The following is a 19,902-nucleotide window of genomic DNA, read 5'->3' as shown; positions in this document are numbered from 1 at the left end:
CCGCTAGTTCAGGAGTGGCGATGTGGCCTGATCCAGCGTCACGCCTTCGACCTTCGCCGCGCCGGCCAGCACGCTGATGTACTGTGCCAGGGCCTTGTCCAGCGCCTGGCGTTGCAGGTCTTTGCGCACGCGCCCGGTAATGGCATCCAGCGGGATGACCTTGCCCGGCTCCCGCCGGTCAATGCGCAGGATATGAAAGCCGTAGCGGGTACGGACCAGTTGCGGCCAGATGCCGACTGATTGATCGGCAAACAGCGATTGTTCGAACTCCGGCACGGTATCGCCACGCTGCAACTGGCCCAGATTGCCGCCGGTTTCGGCAGAGGGGCAGTTGGAGTTCTCGCGGGCAGAGGCTTCAAAGTGGTCGGGATGCGCCTGCACGTAATGCAAAATGCCTTCGGCGCGGGCCAGCAGAGCCTGAACCGGCATGCCGGGCGTCATCTGCAAGAGAATATGCGACGCCCACACCAGTTCACCGGCGCTGTAACGGCTTTGGTGCGCTTCGTAGTAGCGCGCCAGTTCAGCCGCCTCTGGCACCGGCACGTGGACTTCCTGTTCCAGCAACTGTTCCAGCGCGCTGGCCAGCGCGTCGTCACTGGCGTCATCGGTCAGCAGGCCTACATCCACCGCCCGCTGGCGCAACAGTTCTTCTACCGCCGCACTGGACAGGCTGTGCAGGTCTGCCGCTTCGATACGGACATCATTGATGGTGGCAAACGGCATGAGTTAACGCTCCAGGCTGCGGCGGCGGGTGCGGACAATCTGGTACGGGCGGATCAGGTAAAACACCGAGGCAAAGCCGCTCCAGATATGAACCAGACGGGTAAACGGAAACACCAGAAAGATCGTCAGCCCCAGGAAGATATGCACCTGGTAGACCCAGGGCACGCCGATGAGTAGATCGGCATTGCCGGGGCGGAAGGTGACGATGCCTTGCACGTATTGCACCAGCACTTCAAAGCTGTAACCGGGCAACTTGTTGAGCGAGAACACCACCGTCAACAGCCCCAATGCCAGTTGCAGCCACAGGATCGCCAGCACCAGCACGTCAGACGTTCGGGTATTGGACCAGATGCGCGGCTCGGTAAAGCGCCGCCAGGCCAGCACGGTAATGCCGATCAGCGCGAACACGCCGGCAACGCCGCCAGCCACCATGGCCATCATTTCGTGCACATGCGGGCTCATCAGCGCCAGTACGATGGGTTCCGGCATCAGGAACCCGACCAGATGGCCGAAGAACACCACCAGCACGCCCAGATGGAACAGCATGGAGCCCAGCCGCAACTGGTGTTTGCGCAAGAGCTGGGACGAGTCGCTTTCCCACGTGTATTGCTCGCGGTCAAAGCGCACCAGGCTGCCCACAAAAAACATGGTCAGCGCAATGTAGGGATAAAACCCGAACAGAAACTGATGCCACCAGGGATCGGTCATGATGAGGCTCCTGATCGGCGCGCGGCCGGTTGGGACATGAACTGGATGGTCTGGGTAACTGGTTCGTTACCGCAACGGGTGTTCTGGTGGCCAAAGGCGGGTTCTTCCTGCCACTCTTTATCAATGTCTTCGAGCTCGGGCGGCGGCGCGGCGCGGGTCCAGTCCAGCCCGTCCTGCCGGCCCAGCTGCAAGATGGCCTCAAAGATGGCGGCGTAGTCACTGCCTTTGGCCAGCAGGGTTTCACCCAGCGGGCGCAACAGGTGGGCGCAGTCGGCAATCAGGGTCTGCGCAGTTTTCATGTCCACACAACTGCAGAACTCCAGCAGCGCGGGCAGGTAGTCCGGCAGTTCGCCGTCTTGCAGATACAAGCCGGCGGTTTCATAGGTTTGCAGCAGATCAACCATGGCCGAGCCGCGATCGCGTGACTCGCCGTGCAGGTGTTCAAACAAGTGCAACGACGTACGCCGGCCGCGCTCAAACAGGTTTACCCAGTTTTCTTCGGCATCCAGCAAATCGCTGGTGGCCAGCCGGGTGCACAGCGGGATCAGGCGTTCTTTCTGCGGCTGAGCCAGCAAACGGCTGCTCATCAGCACGTCGTGGATGGGCACCACCGCCGCGACCATGTCCCGGGCCGGATAACCCAGCAAGGCCGCCAGCGCGCGCAGGGGCAGGGTGTGCGGGCCGGTTTCAGTGGTCAATGGTGTTCTCCGGCGAGTTACCGGCAATGGTCTTGAGCGGGAAGACTTTCTTGGTGCCCATCTTGCCGCCAAACAAACTGGTTTCTGTCGTGCCATCAGAACAACCATTGCCAAACGAGAACCCGCAGTCGCCGCGCATCTGGTAGGCGTTTTCTGCGTATTCGCGATGCGTGCTGGGGATGACAAACCGGTCTTCGTAATTGGCAATGGCCAGATAACGGTGCATGTCCTCCACCTGGTTGAGGCTCATGTTGACCTGATCCAGCAACGGCAGGTCATCCGTGCCTTCCAGCTGGCGCTGGCGGAAGAACGCGCGCATGGCCAGCATGCGTTCCAGTGCCGACACCACGGGCGCCTCAGCGCCAGCGGTGAGCAGGTTGGCCAGATAACGCACCGGAATGCGCAGGCTGTTTACATCCGGAATATGCCCGTTCACGCCCACTTCGCCGGCATTGGCGCGGGCCTGGATGGGCGAGAGCGGCGGCACGTACCAGACCATGGGCAAGGTGCGGTATTCCGGGTGCAGCGGGAAGGCGATTTTCCATTCCACCGCCATCTTGTACACGGGCGAGTGCTGCGCGGCGTCCAGCCAGTTTTCCGGCACACCGTCCTTGCGCGCCTGTTCCCGCACTGCCTCGGAGTGCGGGTCGAGGAAAATCCCCAGTTGTTCCTCGTACAAGGACTGCGGGTTTTCGGCGCTGGCGGCTTCTTCAATACGGTCTGCGTCATACAGCAACACACCCAGATAGCGGATGCGGCCCACACAGGTTTCTGAACACACGGTGGGCTGGCCGGCCTCGATCCGCGGATAGCAGAAGATGCATTTCTCGGCCTTGCCGGAAGACCAGTTGTAATAGATCTTCTTGTACGGGCAGCCGGACACGCACATGCGCCAGCCACGGCATTTGTCCTGATCGATCAGCACAATGCCGTCTTCTTCGCGCTTGTAGATGGAACCGGACGGACAGGACGCCACGCACGCCGGGTTCAGGCAGTGCTCGCACAGGCGCGGCAGGTACATCATGAAGGTGTTTTCAAACTCGCCGTAGATCTCTTTTTGCACGGACTCAAAGTTGTAGTCCTGGCTGCGTTTGGCAAACTCGCCGCCCAGGATTTCCTCCCAGTTCGGGCCCCATTCGATCTTTTCCATGCGCTTGCCGGTCAGGATGGAAATCGGCCGCGCCACCGGCTGGGTTTTCATCTCTGGCGCGGTTTGCAGGTATTCGTAATCGAACGTGAACGGCTCGTAGTAGTCGTCGATCTCTGGCAGGTTGGGGTTGCCAAACAGATTGAGCAGAATCTGCAGCCGGCTGCCTTGCTTGAGCTTGAGTTTGCCGTTGTCCTTGCGCGTCCAGCCGCCGTTCCAGTGTTCCTGGTTTTCCCAGTCTTTGGGGTAACCGACACCGGGCTTGGTCTCGACATTGTTGAACCAGGCGTATTCCACGCCCAGCCGGCTGGTCCACACGTTTTTACAGGTGACCGAACAGGTATGGCAGCCGATGCATTTGTCCAGGTTCAACACCATGGCGATTTGGGCGCGGACTTTCATTTTCGTGTGTTCTCCGTAGCGCTTGAGTGCGGCGCTGGTTGCACTGGTGCTGGCCTTTGCAATGCGCGCTGCAGGGGGGATCTCGGCGTGATAGCGATAATCCACCGTTGCAATGCGTTGTTAGCGCCTTGCGGCGCGGTGTTTTGATACCGGCGGTGGCCGGAGCACGTTACTTTCTTTTGCTTCGCCAAAAGAAAGTAACCAAAGAAAAGGCGACCCCTGCGACTGCGCTCGCTGCGCGAGTTCCCTGCGCTTCTCGCAAGCCGCGGCTGGCTCCAGGGAACTCGGGCTAAAGCCCTCAAACACCCTTGCGCCGAAACCCCGCGCCTTGCTGCGATGCTCGGCGCTGTCAAAGGGGCCCGACGTCAAAAGCAGCCCCAACTGCAACAGCAACAGCAACAGCAACAGCAACAGCAACCCCGAAAATCAACTGCAACCGCGATCCCGAAAAGCAAAGGCGAAGGCGATATCTACTGCGCCTGCATGCCACCGCCTCGTCATTCCTGCGCAGGCAGGAATCCAGCGGCGATATCAGGCTTGGTAAAGGCACCTCAAAACACCCCCAATCCCACAAACCACGATTCGCAAGATTGACCGGTTCACCCCTTCACTTCGTCATTCCCGACCTTGGCGGGGGGATCCAGCAAAGCCGTCAAAGGCACCACCCAGACCCGTCTTACGTCGCCTTGTCCGGATCAAGCCCTTTCACGTGGTCTTCATCGGCATCGGCCCAGTTCACGCGGTTCATTTTGCGCACGATCACGAATTCGTCGCGGTTGGAGCCGACGGTGCCGTAGTAGTTAAAGCCGTAAGACAACTGTGCATAGCCGCCAATCATGTGCGTGGGTTTGAGCACGGCGCGGGTGACGGAGTTATGAATGCCGCCGCGGTGTCTGGTGACTTCAGACACCGGCACGTTCACGATCTTTTCCTGGGCGTGGTACATCATGCACATGCCTTCTTTCACCCGCTGGCTGACCACGGCGCGGGCGGCGATGGCGCCGTTGACGTTGAAGAGTTCGATCCAGTCGTTGTCTTCAATGCCCACCTTTTTTGCATCCACTTCAGACAGCCACACAATCGGCCCGCCGCGGCTGAGCGTGAGCATGATCAGGTTGTCGGTGTAGGTGGAGTGGATGCCCCATTTCTGGTGCGGCGTGATGAAGTTGAGGGTGATCTCCGGAAAACCATTGGCGTGCTTGCCCTTGAGCGGGGCGACGGTGCGGGTGTCGATCGGCGGGCGATAGCTCACAAGGCCTTCGCCAAAGTCGATCATCCAGCGGTGGTCCTGGTAAAACTGCTGCCGGCCCGACAACGTGCGCCAGGGGATCAGCTCATGCACGTTGGTGTAACCGGCGGTGTAGCTCACATGTTCACTCTCGATACCGGACCAGGTGGGCGAACTGATGATCTTGCGCGGTTGCGCCTGGATATCCCGATAGCGGATTTTCTCGTCTTCGCGCACGTCGGCCAGGTGGCTGTGCTGGCGGCCGGTGAATTTCTCCAGCGCTTGCCAGGCTTTTACTGCCACTTCGCCATTGGTTTCCGGCGCCAGTTGCATGATGGTCTCGGCGGCATCAATGTCGGTTTCGATGCGCGGCAAGCCCTTGCTGATGCCTTCTTCGGTGACGATCCGGTTCAGCTTGCCCAGGCCATCAACCTCATGCTCGGTGTTCCAGTTGATGCCCTTGCCGCCATTGCCCAGCTTTTTCATCAAAGGGCCCAGGGCGGTGAAGCGCTTGTAGACGTTGGGGTAGTCGCGTTCGACCACCACCATATTGGGTGCGGTTTTGCCGGGGACCAGTTCGCACTCGCCCTTTTTCCAGTCCAGCACGTCAAAGGGTTGCGCCAGTTCGCCCGGGGTGTCGTGTTGCAGCGGGACCAGCACCAGGTCTTTTTCCAGACCCAGGTGGCCGGGGACGAGTTCTGAGAATTTCTTCGCGAAACCCTTGTAGATTTCCCAGTCGCTACGGCTTTGCCAGATCGGGTCAACGGCGGCTGACAGCGGGTGGATAAACGGATGCATATCGCTGGTGTTGAGGTCGTTTTTCTCATACCAGGTGGCGGTGGGCAGCACGATGTCTGAATAAAGACAGGTGGTGCTCATGCGAAAATCCAGCGTGGTGATCAGGTCCAGTTTTCCTTCTGGCGCCTTGTCGTGCCAGACCACTTCTTCCGGTTTTTCGCCGCCGGTTTCGCCCATGTCACCTTGCTGGATGCCATGCTGCGCGCCGACAAAATGCTTGAGGAAATACTCGTGCCCCTTGCCCGATGAACCAAACAGGTTGGAGCGCCAGACAAACAGGTTGCGCGGGAAATTCTCCGGCGCATCCGGGTCTTCGCACGCCATGCGGGTCTGGCCGGATTGCAGTTGTTGCACCAGCCAGTCTTTGGGCTCGACCCCGGCCGCGGCGGCTTTGGCGGCCACGCTGAGCGGGTTGGTGTTGATCTGCGGCGATGAAGGCAGCCAGCCCATGCGTTCGGCGCGCACGTTGCAGTCGATCAGCGTCTTGCCATAACGGCCGGTGTCGGCCAGCGGCGAGAGCACTTCGGCCGTGGTCAGGGTCTCGTAACGCCATTGATCGGTATGGGCGTAAAAGAACGACGTGCTGTTCATATGGCGTGGCGGGCGGGCCCAGTCCAGCGCAAACGCCAGCGCGGTCCAGCCGGTTTGCGGGCGCAGTTTTTCCTGGCCCACGTAATGCGCCCAGCCGCCGCCGCTTTTGCCAATACAACCGCACAGCATCAGCATGTTGATGGCGGCGCGGTAGTTCATGTCCTGGTGATACCAGTGATTCATGGCCGCGCCGATGATCACCATGCTGCGGCCTTCGGTTTTCTCGGCGCTCTGCGCAAACTGGCGGGCGACTTCGATCACTTTTTCCGGCGGGACACCGGTGATCTTTTCCTGCCACTTCGGGGTGTAGGCAATGTCATCGTCGTAGCTGCCGGCGGCCTGGCCACCCAGACCCCGATCCACCCCGTAATTGGCGCACATCAGGTCAAACACCGTGGTGACCAGGGTCTCGCCCACGCGTTTGACCGGCACATGCCGCACCAGGACGTCGCCACCCTGATCGTTGTGGGTAAAGTATTCGTGTTCCTGTGCGCCAAAGTAGGGGAAGGCCACGCCAAGGACGTCATCCCTGTGCGCCTGCAAACTCAGCGCCAGTTTTACCTCGGCCCCGGCGCCGTCTTTTTGCTCCAGGTTCCATTTGCCCAGATCGCCTTCTACCTGCTGACCCCAGCGATAACCAATCGAGCCTTGCGGCGCGACAAAACGCTGGCTGGTTTCGTCAAAACCGACTGTTTTCCAGTCCGGGTTATTGGCCTGGCCCAGATGATCAGCAAAATCAGAAGCCCGCAAGAAGCGGTCTGCCACCCAGTGTTCGCCCTGTTTTTTTAGCTGCACCAGCATGGGCAGATCGGTCAGGCGGCGGCAGTAGTCATCAAAGTAGGGCACGGTCCGCTGCACGAAAAACTCGGTCAGGATGACATGACCCATGGCCATGCCCAGCGCGGCATCCGTGCCTTGTTTGGGGTGCAGCCAGATATCAGACAGCTTGGCGACTTCAGAGTAATCCGGCGTCACCGCCACAATCTTGGTGCCGTTGTAGCGGGCCTCGACAAAGAAATGGGCGTCCGGCGTGCGCGTTTGCGGCACGTTGGAACCCCAGGCAATGATGAAGGCAGAGTTGTACCAGTCGGCCGATTCCGGCACATCGGTTTGCTCGCCCCAGGTTTGCGGGCTGGACGGCGGCAGGTCGCAGTACCAGTCGTAAAACGACATCAGCGTGCCGCCCAGCAGGCTCAGGTAACGGCCGCCAGCGGCATAGCTGACCATGCTCATGGCCGGAATGGGCGAGAACCCGACAACCCGGTCTGGCCCCCAGGTCTTGATGGTGTGGATATTGGCGGCGGCGACGATCTCGTTGGCTTCTTCCCACGTTGCCCGCACAAAGCCGCCCCGCCCGCGGATTTCCTTGTATTGCTGCGTTTTGGCCGGGTCTTCCACGATGGATTTCCAGGCCTCTACCGGCGCCAGTGTTTTGCGCGCCTCGCGCCACAACCGCAGCAAGCGGCCACGGATCATGGGGTATTTGATGCGGTTGGCGCTGTACAGATACCAGCTGTACGACGCCCCGCGTGAGCATCCGCGCGGCTCGTGATTGGGCATATCCGGGCGCGTGCGCGGGTAGTCGGTCTGCTGGGTTTCCCACGTCACAATCCCGCCCTTGACATAGATTTTCCAGGAACAGGAGCCCGTACAGTTCACGCCATGGGTAGAGCGCACGATCTTGTCGTGCTGCCAGCGCAGGCGATAGGCCTCTTCCCACTGCCGGTCTTCGGCACGCAACTCGCCATGGCCATTGGAAAACGGCTCGCGCTTCTGGCTGAAATAGGTCAGGCGATCAAGAAAATGACTCATGACTTGCCCCGGTAGAACAGTGGGTGGGGAGTGTGAAAAGCCGGTGTGAAGGGTGAACAATGAACCGGAAAACCGCGCATGCACGGGTTTGCTTTTCACCGTTCACATTTCACGTTTCGCTTTTCGCAGCTCCTGTTCAGCACGGCATGGCTGCGCCCTTGCGGGCGTAGCGCCACCAGCACAGCAACACGCAGGTGATGTAGAACACGATGAAGGCGTAAAGGGCTGCTTCGGCCGAGCCGGTGGCATCCATCGACACCCCGAAACTTTGCGGGATGAAATACCCGCCATACGCGCCGATCGCGCTGATAAACCCGCCGGCAGCGGCCGCTTCGACTGCACCATCCAGCAAGGCTTTTTTCTGCGCGGCTTCGTCTTTGCCTTCGGCCGCTTTTTTGGCCAGGCGCGGAAAGATCACCGGGATCATCTTGTAGGTCGAACCATTGCCAATGCCAGAGAGCAGGAACAGCGCCTGGAACATCAGGAAAAAACCCCAGAAACTGCCACCGACCGGGTTGCCATCGGCCCCGGTGTGCGGCAGGAAAGACAGCACGCCAAAAATGGCGGCGGCCATCAGCACAAACACCCACATGGTCACGCGCGCGCCGCCGCCCAGTTTGTCGGACACCGTGCCGCCCACCGGGCGGATAATGGCGCCGATCAAGGGGCCGATAAAGGCGTAGTCGGTGACGTTGATCTCGGGGAACTGGGTTTTGGTCAGCAAGGCAAAGCCAGCGGAAAAGCCGATAAAGCTGCCGAACGTACCCAGATACAACCAGCACATCAGCCAGTTATCCAGCCGTTTGAAAATGACCGCTTGCTCAGCCACCGTGGCTTCTGCCACGGCCAGATCATTCATGCCGAACCAGGCCGCCAGCGTGGCGGCAATCACCAGCGGTACCCAGATGAAACCGGCGTTCTGCAGCCACATCTGATGCTCGGCGCCGTTCTGGGTATACGTTTGCGGCTGGCCGCCCAGCGCGCCAAAGATGCCCATGGTGATGACAATGGGCACCAGAAACTGCATGACCGACACCCCCAGATTACCCAGGCCCGCATTCATGCCATTGGCCCAGCCTTTGCGCTCTTTGGGGAAAAACCACGCAATGTTGGCCATGGAACTGGAGAAATTGCCGCCGCCAAAGCCGCACAACAGCGCAATGATCAACATGACCGAGAACGGCGTGTTCGGATCTTGCAGCGCAAAACCCAGCCAGATCGAGGGGATCAGCAAACTGGCGGTGGAGAGGGTGGTCCACTTGCGCCCGCCAATGAGCGAGGGCATAAAGCTGTAGAAAATCCGTAGCGTGGCGCCAGACAGATTGGGCAGGGCAGTCAGCATGAACAGCTGGTTTTTGGTGTAGTGAAAGCCCACTTGCGGCATTTTCAGGACCACCACGCTCCACACCACCCAGGTGGAAAACGCCAGCAACAGACAGGGGATGGATATCCACAAATTGCGCTTGGCAACGCGTTCGCCTTCGCTTTCCCAGAAGGCGGGGTTGTTGGGTTCCCATCGCGTGATCCGGTGTGCCACAGCGCCCCCTGTCAGAAGTGTCAATGTCAGCCAAAGCGTTTCTAACAATAGCCAGCATTACCCTGATTGCAAGCTGGCAAGTGGCATGGTGTTGGCACTTGCAAGCAGCGGTCAGACTCTTTGCCTGCAGGATTGCACCGACAGCGTTGCACAGGGGTTGAACCGCCACGCCGGAATTCTGTTAGCATAAGCGCACTGGATTCATCCCCGTTTCAAGAGACTTCTTCATGTTTGCAACCGCCCAGCGCATCGCAGCACAACCGGCCCCGCAGCCGGCGCATGCGCTTGCGCGTGTGAACATGTCCCCGCCGTCTGCAGTGGCTGTCGTTGCAGTGGCCGCAGTGCTTGCCCTGGCACCACCACGTGCCGTGGCAGTGCGCTGATCCGCGCCGCTTCTTTCCCCTGACCCTTGTGTTGTTCTAACAGCGCCCGCTGTGGCGCGGTCTGGGGCTATCCGACTTTTTGCAGACGGGATTTCCCATGAATATCCGTACTTTGTCCTGGGCCGCGCCCATGACTTTCTTTGTGCTGCTCTGGAGCAGTGCACCCCTGTTTACCCGTTGGGGGCTGAATCATGCCTCTGTGATGGCCTTGCTGGCGCTGCGTTTTGCGCTGGCGCTGGGCGCTTTGCTGGTACTGGGCTGGCGCGACAGGCGCTGGCTGCCGGCGCCAGGCACGCGCTGGCGGGTAGCCGGTGGCGGCTTGCTGATGATGAGCTGCTACTCGGTATGTTATTTCCAGGCCATGGCCCACGGTATGACGCCCGGGGTGCTGGCCACCGTGCTGGGCACGCAACCCGTGCTGACTTTGCTGGTGACCGAACGGCATTTTGCGCCGGCACGGCTGGCCGGCTTGCTGCTGGCACTGTCCGGGCTGGCGCTGGTGGTGTGGCAAAGCCTTATCGTGGCGCACTTGTCTGCGGCGGGCGTGGTGTTTTCACTGGGCGCGCTGGCATGCATGACCCTGGGTGCGCTGGTGCAAAGCCGGGTCAAGCAATCGCCGGGTGTGGTACTGCCCTTGCAATGCGCCATGAGCCTTGGCGTGTGCCTGATACTGGGTGCCGTCCAGCCCATGCATGTTCAATGGCACTGGACGGTGCTGGTCTCGGTGCTGTGGTTGGGGCTGGTGGTATCGGTCGGGGCGCAGATGCTGTTGTACCGCATGATGGCCAGCGGCAATCTGGTGAACGTGACCAGCCTGTTTTATCTGGTGCCCGTGGTGACTGCATTGCTGGATTACCTGGTGCTGGGTAATGCGCTCACCGGATGGGCCATGCTGGGCATGGGCATCATCATTGCCGGTTTGCTGGTGGTGTTCCGGGTGAAAAAGCCGGGCGGTTGATCAGCGCTGAATTTGCTGGCGCGCCAGGCCGCTTGCCTCGTGCGCCAGCAACCAGCGTTTGCGTTCAATACCGCCGCCATAGCCGGTCAGATTGCCATTTTTGGCAAACACCCGGTGGCAAGGCACGATCACCGCCAGCCGATTCTGCCCGTTGGCGGCGCCCACTGCACGGGCGGCATCGGGCCGGCCGATCCGTTCGGCCTGTTGCTGATAACTGGCCGTGCTGCCAAAGGGCAGGGCCAGCAGGGCTTGCCAGACCTGCTGCTGAAACGCGGTGCCAGGCATATCCAGCGGCAGATCAAAGTCCAGCCGCTGGCCGGCAAACCAGGCGTTGATCTGCTGTTCTGCTTCTCGCGTGTAGTCGTGCGGGGCGTCGATCACCGGTGCGGTCAGCAGGCGGCTCAGGTCCGCGTATTCTTTGGCCAGCGTCGGGCGCTCGATGAATTCCAGCAAGCACAAACCGCGGTCGGTCGCGCAGGCGATCATCGTGCCCAGACGGGTTGCAAAGGTGTGACGCGCAATCGGCCCGTGCTGACCCATGCGGACAATCAAGCTTTAGGGGCCACGCGGCGGCCGTCGGCGTCGATGACCACTTCGCCATCTTCTTTGGCAAACGGCCCTTGTTGCGCGGCGGGCAGGATATCAAGCACGCGTTCAGAGGGCCGGCACAGCCGCGTGCCCAGCGGTGTGACCACAATCGGCCGTTCAATCAGGATCGGGTGCGCCAGCATGGCGTCCAGCAATGGGTCGTCGCCAAGGGCCGGGTTGTCCAGTTGCAGCGATTCGTACACCTCACCCTTTTTGCGCAGCAAGGCGCGCGGTGTCATGTCCATGGCGGCCAGCAGCGCAGTCAACTGGGCGCGGTCCGGCGGGGTTTGCAGGTACAGGATCACTTCGGGTTCGATCCCGGCGTTGCGGATCAGCGCCAGCGTATTGCGTGAGGTACCGCAGGACGGGTTGTGATAAATGGTGACGGTCATGCTGCGGTTACCCCGGTAGAAATGAAAAACGCCTGCCAGGCATTACACCGGCAGGCGTGGGTGATGCTACCGCAACTCGTCAACCTTTGCGTGGCTGGAACGCCTTCACGCCGGTCTGCCAGAAGATAAAGGCGTATTCGTCGGCCATTTGCTCATCAATCTGTTTGCGCGACGACCCCAGGCCATGGCCGGCATCGTAATCCACACTCAGAATGACCGGCTTGCCGGAGGTTGTCGCTTTTTGCAGGCGCGCCGCCATCTTGCTGACTTCCCACGGTGCCACGCGTGGATCATTCACACCCGTGGTCAGCAGCACCGCCGGGTATCTGACGCCGTTTTTCACATGCTGGGTGGAATCCATGGCCAGCAAGTCCTTGAAACCGGCTGCGGTTTTGATGCTGCCAAATTCGTCGATATTGTCCGGCCCGTTGGGCGAGAACTCCATCCGCACGGGATTGGATGAGCCGACATCAGACACCACCACGGCAAACAGCTCCGGTGCTTCGGTCATTGCTCTGCCCACTGTAATGCCACCGGCAGAGCCACCCTCAATCGCCAGATGCTGCGGGTCTGTCCAGCCATCCTTGATCAGGCTTTTGCAGCAATCGATCAGATCGCGCCAGGTATTGGGTTTGTTGGGGCCCTTGCCGGCTTGCCACCAGCGTTTGCCGTACTCGCCACCGCCACGCACATGCGCGGCCGCCATCACGCCGCCTTGCTCCAGGAAAGAGATAAACCGGGTAGAGAAATACGGCGAACTGACGATCTGGTAAGAGCCATAAGCCTCTACCCGCGTCGGGTTCTTGCCATCGCGCTTCAGACCCTTTTTCGACACGATCGACAGCGGCACGCGCGTGCCGTCGCGGGCGATGGCAAAGGTGCGGTGGGCCTCATAAGGCGAGAGATCGACATCCGGCTGCGATACGAGGCCGGTATCGCTGGTCTGGCCCGTCGCGGGGTCGTAACGGAACACGGTGGGGGGCACCAGCCAGCTGGAGCCGAGAAACCACGCGCCATCCATGGTTGAGAGTGTACTCAGGCCATCAACCGAGCCCTCGTACGGCAGCTTGATTTCCAGACTCTGGCCGGCATCATCAATGCGGATCAGGGTGTTGTAACCGCCATCCATCAATTGCAGATACAGGCCATCCCGCGCCAGGGTCATGGCGCTGACAACCACATCGCCAGCGGGGCGGACAACCTCGGCGGCCTTGATATCCGGCGCTGCTGCGCTGGTGCTGAGAATCTGGCCGTTCTGCGCCGCACCGTGCGTGCTCAGCATATACAGTCGATCACCGCGCTGGATCACGTTGTTCACGTCGTCGCCGACATCGCAGACCTTGCGCCAGCCCGGGTTGCCAGCCAGCACATCTGCCAGTTTTGCGCAGTACCAGGGATTGGCCAGGCGCACACCCCCCATCGACGCCGCTAGTACATAGTCAGAGGCCGGATCAGTCTGAATGAACGGGAACTCGATCGGGTCCACATCCACCCCCGGCCATTGCTGGCCAGCCAGCATGCGTTGATCGCTGCTGACGGGCGTGCCCAGTTTGTGCAGCCAGTTGGCGCTGTCTTGCTGGTAGTTCAGATCAGTGGGCTGGCGACCTGGCGCAAAGCGGTTATAGAAAAAGCCGCTGCTGTCGGGCAACCAGCTGGGGCCGGCCTGGTGCGTGCGGTCTATTTCTTCCGGCAGATCGGTGTGGGTCTCGATCTCCAGCACGCGCAGCACAGAATTTTCTGAACCGGCTTTGGAAATGCCATAGACCACGTATTTGCCGTTGGGGGAGGGCAGCCACCAGTCCAGCGCCGCGTGCGAGCCTTCAATCTGGATGGTGGTCGGGTCAATCAGCAAATGCTCGGTGGCGTCCCCGTCATTGCGCATGAACAGTTTGAAGTTACTGCCGTTTTTGGGGCGCTTGGAATAAAAAAGCCGGCCTGCCGCAGGAATGATCGCTTCAGGCGCTTCCGCCCCCGCGGATAGTTCAGATAAACGCAGCGCCAGCGCCGCCCGGCCCGGAATCCCATCCAGCACCTGCCGCGCGTATTGCGCCTGACCCTTCAACCACTGTTGCCATTCCGGGGAGGCGGTGTTTTCCATCCAGCGGTACGGGTCGGTGATGTGCTGACCCCACAAGACTTCAGTCACCGGCTTGACCCGCGCCGCAGGCGGCCGCGCAATGGCGGCCCACGTCGGCAAACTGGTCAGCAAAGGCATCGCGCCCAGGATTTTCAGAACGTCTCTACGCTGCCAGCCTTGACTTGCCATTGTGTACTCCTGGGTGACGGGGTGTGCGTATCGGGGAAGACCGGATAAATAAAGCAAAGCAATGCTTGCGGTATGCCATTAACGGGCAAGGCGTGGCAAGGATGACGGCGATGCCACTCAGACCACTTGTTTTCAATGACAACGGTATGTGTGCCGCTGTGTTTTGCCCTGGATCTGCCCGTCACCGTGCCGTCCTGACAACGATTTCATACATAAATCGATACAACCCCCGTACGCGTTGGATTCAAACACCCGTTTACTGCTAGCGTTACCGCCTTGTTACGCAAGGGTAGGGAGCCCGCTGCCTCCGGCACAACTGGAGAGCGGCCGTGACAAATAAATACATCACCAGATAAAACGGATTGAGCAATGATGAAAACAATAAAAAAACGCACACGGGTTTTTTGCGTTGTCAGCCTTGCGGGCTTGCTGGCGGCTTGTGGCGGTGGAGGTGGTGCCGACACGCCGGCACCAGCGTACAAGATAGGCGGCACCATCAGCGGTTTGCCGGACGGCGAACCGGTGATCTTGCAGAACAGCAATGGCGACACCACTACGGTATCGGCCAACGGCGGTTTCAGTTTCCCGGCGACCATGGGTAAAGGCGCGGGTTATGCAGTGACAATCACCAGACAACCGGTCTGGGCCAGTTGCAGCCTTGGCCAGCAAAGCGGTACGGTCAATGCGGATGTCAGCAGTATCCAGCTAAGTTGTGTTGCGGCCAGGGCGCAGGTCTCTACCCTGGCACCGCAATATGCCATGCAAAATCCGGTTGGTATTGTGAGCGCAACGGATGGCACGTTGTATATGTCTGATGCAACGGCCAACACCATCATGTCGCTATCCGCGGGCGGTTCGGTGCAACTGTGGGCCGGCGGGTATCAGAACTACACCTATATCCAGCCGGGGGTCATGGGCTGGACGAACAAGGGTTTGATCAACGGTCAAAGACTTCAGTCCCAGTTTTCTTTCCCGGTGGAGATCGCGCTGGACAAGCAGGGCAACATCTATGTTGCTGATGACGGCAATCAGGTTGTCCGAAAAATTGCGGTCGACGGGACAGTGTCTACGCTGGCGGGCAGCGGCGCCTCGGCCTATCAGGACGGACCGGCTAGCAGCGCTGCGTTTGCCTGGCCCCACGGCGTTGCGGTTGATGACGCTGGTAACGTCTATGTTACTGATCCTGGCAATTTTCGTATTCGCAAAATCGGCGTGGATGGCATGGTCAGCACGGTCGCCGGGTCTGGCACTTCGGCCAGCCAGGATGGCACCGGTGCCGGCGCATCGTTTATCTATCCCAAAGCCATTGCCATCGGGCCTGACGGCAATCTGTATGTTGGTGATACGTCAGCCTCGCAAGTACGCAGGGTGACCCCGGCGGGCGTGGTGACCACATTGGCTGGCAGCGGAGTGAACGGTTTTTCTGACGGGAACGGAACCCAGGCCACATTCAATGGTGTGACGGGCGTGGCGGTGGACCAGAACGGCACTGTTTATGTCTCGGATTACGGCAACAATGCCATCCGCCGTATCTCGCGCAATGGCGTGGTCACTACACTTGCTGGAGGCACGACTGCAAGCACCGTGGATGGGATTGGCAGCGCCGCAACCTTCAACGGCCCGCAGCAGCTTACCCTTGATGCACAAGGTAATTTGTATGTGGTCGAGAGCGGCAGTGGCGCCGTGCGCAAGATTTCGCCGGTGCAGTAATAACGGCCGCCTCACCTGATACGCAAAAAACTGAAAAGCCCGGCATGTCTCCCGGGCTTTTTTCATGGCTGTTTCATGTCATCGCGGCCCGCATCACGCGTGCTCAACAGATTGCCTTTCTGCAAGGAACCCGGCATTTGCCACGGGGTTGGCTGCCTGAAATCACAATCCGGCAGCTTTGACCCTTGTACTTGTACGTCTTTTTGGCCCATGTCGGTATAATGCGGGCCATCGCCGGGTGCTGCGGCATGGATAACACGCCAGTACGCAGCGCGCGATATGAGGAAACGACCAGAAAACGACGGGTGGCAAAGATTGGCAATGCCCCCGCAAGCATCCCCGTTTTATCTGCTTTTTGCCTGAAAAATGATGGAGATAGCGGGTTTTGGTTGTCTGGCATGTCTCCATAGTTAAATGGATATAACGAGCCCCTCCTAAGGGCTAGTTGCAGGTTCGATTCCTGCTGGGGACACCACCTGACCATTGATCGCGCCGATATGCGGTGCGTGCCCACACGCCACAAGCGACATAAATCAATATGGGTATTGCATACCCCTTCAGCTTCGTATTGACTAGCCATGCCGGACAGGGGTGCCAAACCTGTCCCAGCGGCTAGCCTGACTATCCCGATTGCAACAGCAGCAGAACAACAGTGATCTCTCGATCAGAGACAGGAGTGAATTGCATGCAACGCAGCACAAAAATCGTGGCCACGCTGGGCCCGGCTTCCAACGACGCAGCCACGCTGGGCCGCCTGGTCAACGCCGGTGTGAACATGGTCCGGCTCAACTTCTCTCACGGGACGGCGCAAGACCATATGGATCGTGCCGATCTGGTCCGCCAGGAAGCCGCCAAGGCCAATTCGCCGCTCGCCATCCTGGTTGACCTGCAAGGCCCCAAGATTCGCGTGCGCAAGTTTGAAGACAACAAGGTGGATCTGCAGAATGGCGCCGCGTTCATTCTGGATGCCGCTTTTGACGGTCTGGGCAACATTGACCGCGTCGGTCTGGATTACAAAGAGCTGCCCAACGACGTATCGCCGGGCGCCATCCTGTTGCTGGACGACGGCCGCATTGTGCTGGAAGTCACCGAAGTCTTGGGCAGCGAAGTGCACACCCGCGTGAAAGTGGGCGGCATTCTGTCCAATAACAAGGGCATCAACCAGCAAGGTGGCGGCCTGACCGCGCCGGCGCTGACAGCCAAGGATATGGAAGACATCAAGACCGCTGCCGTGATCAAGGCGGATTACGTTGCTGTGTCTTTCCCCAAGAGCGGTGCTGACATGTACATGGCCCGCACCCTGCTGCGCGCTGCTGGCAGCAAGGCGTTGCTGATTGCCAAGATCGAACGGACCGAGGCCATCACCAACCTGGAAGAAATTCTGGATGCATCGGACGGTATCATGGTTGCCCGTGGTGACCTGGCTGTTGAAGTGGGCGACGCTGCCGTGCCGGCCCTGCAAAAGAAGATGATCAAGGCTGCCCGCCGCAAGAACAAGCTGACCATTACTGCCACGCAGATGATGGAGTCCATGATTTCCAGCCCGGTGCCGACCCGTGCGGAAGTCTCTGACGTCGCCAACGCGGTACTGGATGGCACCGACGCCGTGATGTTGTCGGCCGAATCGGCCAGCGGCAAGTTCCCGGTTGAAACCGTGGAAGCCATGGCACGTATCTGTCTTGAGGCAGAGAAATCCCAGGATACCCGCATCAGCGATGAAGTTCTCAAGCAAGGCGACTTCACCCGTATCGACCAGTCTGTGGCCATGGCTGCGCTGTTTGCTGCCGGTCACCTCAAGGTCAAAGCCATTGCCGCGCTGACCCAGTCGGGCGCTTCGGCGCTGTGGCTGTCGCGCTTCATCAGCGGCGTGCCGGTGTATGCCCTGACCCCGGAAGCCGACACCTACGCGCGTCTGGCGCTGTTCCGTGACGTCTACCCGTTCATCATGTCGTACGAAAACGCCAATCAGGAAGCATTGCTGATTCGTGCCGAGCTGGAACTGATCCAGCGTGGCGTGGTCCAGCAGGGCGATCTGGTGGTGTTCACTTATGGCGATGTGGTTGGCCTGGGTGGTAGCACCAACAGCCTGAAGATCGTGAAGGTGGGCGAGCGCCGTACCCGCTAAGGGCCTGGCATTGCACGCAAAAAAGCGGCCTTCGGGCCGCTTTTTTATTGGCCCGCGCCCGATGGCGCTACACTGGCGCGCCGGTTGTGTCATCGCCCGGCGCGACTGGCCGTTAAATGCCCACCGCTTGCGGTTTTGTTGATGTTCTCTGGTTGATCAAACACGCCATGTTGCACTCGTTCCGTTGCTGGCCGCTGGCCACCTTGTTGCTGCCTGCGCTGGCCCAGGCCCATCCGCATGTCTGGGTAACTTATGACGTTGCCGTGCAGTTCAGGCAAGGCAAGATTGAATCGCTCAAAGAACGCTGGGTGTTTGATGAAGACTTCACCACGGCGGTGCTCAGTGATGTCGCCAAAGACCATAAGGCTGGCAAACCACTGACCCGCGCAGAAGCGGCGAAGGTGAAGAAGGGCGGTTTCGATAATCTGCAGAACTACGGTTACTTTCAGCACGTGTTTATCGAGAAAACGCCCGTCAACGTCAAAGCCCCCACAGACTTCGTGGCAAAGCTGGAAGGCAACAAGATGGTGTACGAGTTCACGCTGCCGCTGGAACGCCCGGTCGATCCGCATCAGGGCCGCGTGACGCTGGGGTTTTACGATGAGTCGTTCTTTGTGGATTACGAGCCGACCAGGCCGACCTCGGTCAGCCTGACCGGCGACGGGGTGGGCAGCTGCAAGCTGGAATCTTTTGAAGACCACGCCCACCCGATCTTTTACGGCTCGGTAAACCCGCTGGTATGGAAGGTGATTTGCTGATGTCCGCGCTCAAACCCATGTACTGGCTGCTGACCTTGCTGGCGCTGTGTGCGATCACCCTGGCGCAGCCAGCCATGGCGGTGGATTACTTTGGCCGGCCGGTGGTTCAGGCACAGGCGGCATCTGCCCCTGCGGCCAGCGCGGCCGCCGCCGTGGCGGCGCCAAGCCCGACACAGACGCTATCTGCCTTGCCGGCGCCGGTGCGGGCGGTCATCGGCCAGCTGGTGGTGTGGCAAAGCAAGCTCAACGCCATCCTGCGGGATGCCTTGCAGCAAAGCCGGCAGGGCAGTCATTCGACTGCGCTGTGGCTGATCGTGCTGGTGTCTTTTGTCTACGGCGTGCTGCATGCCGCCGGGCCAGGCCACGGCAAGGTGGTGATCGGCAGTTATTTTCTGACGCAGCGCGCGCGCATTTTGCATGGGGTGGCGCTGAGCGCCTGGGCCGCTACGGTGCAAGCGCTGTGCGCGATTGTGCTGGTGGGCGGACTGGCGGCGCTGCTGGGGAATACCTCGCTGGCGATCCTGAACCACGCCGCCACGCTGGAAACCGTCAGTTACGCCATTCTGGGCGGCATGGGCCTGCTTATGCTCTGGCGGCTGGCGCGCGGTCTGGATACCTGCGGTTGTGAACCAGACCAGCCGCAGGCGCCCAAGGCCGGCGCCATGCATGCGCCGCTGCGGCGCAAAACGGGTGGGGCAGCCCATGGCAAAGTGACCTATCGCGCGACCGGGCAGGCCCGGGCGGCCCGCAACTGGCGGCAAATGGCGCTGGCTGGTGCGGCCGTGGGGTTGCGGCCGTGTACCGGGGCAATCCTGGTGCTGATTTTTTGCCTGGCCAACGGTATTTTCCTGACCGGCGTGTTATCAACCTTTGCCATGGCGGCGGGCGTGGCCATCACGGTCTCGCTGATCAGCCTGGGCGCCATGGGGGTGAACCGGCTGGCGCCGGCACATGGCCGGCGCAGTGGCTGGCAACGGGGTTTGTCCTGGGCGGGCGCGGGGGCGATTGCGTTGTTCGGGGTACTGCAGACGGTGCTGCTGGTGACGGGCGTCATCAGCCCGACCCTGGGCTAAGCACG

14 protein-coding genes and 1 tRNA gene are annotated in these 19,902 nt (G+C 60.3%); 6 read left to right on the top strand and 9 right to left on the bottom strand.

Features of this window, described 5'->3' with window-relative positions; genetic code table 11:
- Positions 1-3: 3 nt before the first annotated feature.
- From IEX57_RS16425 to IEX57_RS16400, 6 genes are all read right to left on the bottom strand, one after another.
- Positions 4-723, bottom strand: a complete 720-nt coding sequence (locus IEX57_RS16425) for a peptidylprolyl isomerase (protein WP_188705544.1) — start codon at positions 721-723, stop codon at positions 4-6.
- Positions 724-726: 3 nt separating this feature from the next.
- Positions 727-1,431 carry a respiratory nitrate reductase subunit gamma gene (narI, locus tag IEX57_RS16420; RefSeq protein ID WP_188705542.1) on the bottom strand — a complete coding sequence of 235 codons (705 nt, stop codon included), beginning with the start codon at positions 1,429-1,431 and terminating at the stop codon, positions 727-729.
- Positions 1,428-2,129, bottom strand: a complete 702-nt coding sequence (gene narJ / locus IEX57_RS16415) for a nitrate reductase molybdenum cofactor assembly chaperone (RefSeq protein ID WP_188705541.1) — start codon at positions 2,127-2,129, stop codon at positions 1,428-1,430. Before narJ ends, narI begins: the two co-directional genes overlap by 4 nt.
- Positions 2,119-3,678: a nitrate reductase subunit beta gene (narH, locus tag IEX57_RS16410; RefSeq protein WP_188705539.1), complete on the bottom strand. Its 1,560-nt coding sequence runs from the start codon at positions 3,676-3,678 to the stop codon at positions 2,119-2,121. The genes narJ and narH overlap by 11 nt, the downstream gene beginning before the upstream one ends.
- Before the next feature lie 676 nt (positions 3,679-4,354).
- Complete coding sequence (locus IEX57_RS16405; RefSeq protein WP_188705536.1) at positions 4,355-8,107, bottom strand: nitrate reductase subunit alpha; 3,753 nt, start codon at positions 8,105-8,107, stop codon at positions 4,355-4,357.
- 136 nt (positions 8,108-8,243) lie between these two features.
- Complete coding sequence (locus tag IEX57_RS16400) at positions 8,244-9,644, bottom strand: NarK family nitrate/nitrite MFS transporter (protein WP_229709069.1); 1,401 nt, start codon at positions 9,642-9,644, stop codon at positions 8,244-8,246.
- Positions 9,645-10,124: 480 nt separating this feature from the next.
- Between IEX57_RS16400 and IEX57_RS16395 the strand changes: the two genes are divergently transcribed.
- Positions 10,125-10,985: a DMT family transporter gene (locus IEX57_RS16395; RefSeq protein WP_188705532.1), complete on the top strand. Its 861-nt coding sequence runs from the start codon at positions 10,125-10,127 to the stop codon at positions 10,983-10,985.
- On the opposite strand, the gene IEX57_RS16390 is transcribed toward IEX57_RS16395, so the two are convergent.
- From IEX57_RS16390 to IEX57_RS16380, 3 genes are all read right to left on the bottom strand, one after another.
- On the bottom strand, positions 10,986-11,525 hold the full coding sequence (locus IEX57_RS16390) for a methylated-DNA--[protein]-cysteine S-methyltransferase (protein ID WP_229709068.1): 540 nt from the start codon (positions 11,523-11,525) through the stop codon (positions 10,986-10,988).
- Between the two features lie 8 nt (positions 11,526-11,533).
- Positions 11,534-11,965: an arsenate reductase (glutaredoxin) gene (gene arsC, locus IEX57_RS16385; protein ID WP_188705529.1), complete on the bottom strand. Its 432-nt coding sequence runs from the start codon at positions 11,963-11,965 to the stop codon at positions 11,534-11,536.
- A gap of 79 nt (positions 11,966-12,044) precedes the next feature.
- Positions 12,045-14,231, bottom strand: coding sequence for a prolyl oligopeptidase family serine peptidase (locus tag IEX57_RS16380; protein ID WP_188705527.1), 2,187 nt, complete (start codon positions 14,229-14,231; stop codon positions 12,045-12,047).
- 369 nt (positions 14,232-14,600) lie between these two features.
- Here IEX57_RS16380 and IEX57_RS16375 point away from each other — a divergent pair, with 369 nt between their 5' ends.
- The 5 genes from IEX57_RS16375 to IEX57_RS16355 all read left to right on the top strand — a co-directional run bounded on the left by IEX57_RS16375 (position 14,601) and on the right by IEX57_RS16355 (position 19,897).
- Positions 14,601-15,941, top strand: a complete 1,341-nt coding sequence (locus tag IEX57_RS16375; RefSeq protein ID WP_188705525.1) for an NHL repeat-containing protein — start codon at positions 14,601-14,603, stop codon at positions 15,939-15,941.
- A gap of 400 nt (positions 15,942-16,341) precedes the next feature.
- Positions 16,342-16,416, top strand: a tRNA-Arg gene (locus IEX57_RS16370).
- 210 nt (positions 16,417-16,626) lie between these two features.
- Positions 16,627-18,066 (top strand): pyruvate kinase, encoded by a 1,440-nt coding sequence (pyk, locus tag IEX57_RS16365; RefSeq protein WP_188705523.1) that lies wholly within the window; start codon positions 16,627-16,629, stop codon positions 18,064-18,066.
- A 116-nt stretch (positions 18,067-18,182) separates the two neighbouring features.
- On the top strand, positions 18,183-18,824 hold the full coding sequence (locus tag IEX57_RS16360) for a DUF1007 family protein (RefSeq protein ID WP_188705521.1): 642 nt from the start codon (positions 18,183-18,185) through the stop codon (positions 18,822-18,824).
- Entirely contained in the window at positions 18,824-19,897 is a 1,074-nt protein-coding gene (locus IEX57_RS16355) for a nickel/cobalt transporter (RefSeq protein ID WP_188705520.1), read from the top strand. The genes IEX57_RS16360 and IEX57_RS16355 overlap by 1 nt, the downstream gene beginning before the upstream one ends.
- Positions 19,898-19,902: the final 5 nt, after the last annotated feature.

The sequence above is a fragment of the Silvimonas iriomotensis genome (assembly GCF_014645535.1).
In the GTDB taxonomy this organism is placed as follows: Bacteria; Pseudomonadota; Gammaproteobacteria; order Burkholderiales; family Chitinibacteraceae; genus Silvimonas; species Silvimonas iriomotensis.
Note: the sequence above shows the minus strand (reverse complement) of the source record. Positions and strands in the feature narration are given on the sequence as shown.